1 protein-coding gene is annotated in these 246 nt (G+C 42.7%); it reads right to left on the reverse strand.

Translation table 11 applies throughout. From position 1 onward, the window contains the following. Positions 1 to 246, reverse strand: a 246-nt coding sequence (locus SB659_RS20275) for a TIGR04141 family sporadically distributed protein (protein ID WP_410551731.1), incomplete at both ends; no start/stop codon positions are given.

The following is a 246-nucleotide window of genomic DNA, read 5'->3' on the forward strand; positions in this document are numbered from 1 at the left end:
CTTTAAAGTAACCTTTGAAAAAAAAGGTAGCTCTTCCGGAATCTTCTTCTTCGTTGCAATCGCATATACAACTGAATAATTTTGTGGGTCTGGCCTCGCCTTTGCGTCAGCTAGTTTTATCGAATCCGGTAATTTGGGATTCAGTCGCTCTCGGTACCAACCGTCCTTAATAAAGGCCTCTGCTGCTACGAACCCCTGTGAGAATAGATGACTAAGCGTACTAGAGCTTTTATAGACCTTTACATG

The sequence above is a fragment of the Arthrobacter sp. SIMBA_036 genome (genome assembly GCF_046535135.1).
Taxonomy (GTDB): Bacteria; Actinomycetota; Actinomycetes; order Actinomycetales; family Micrococcaceae; genus Arthrobacter.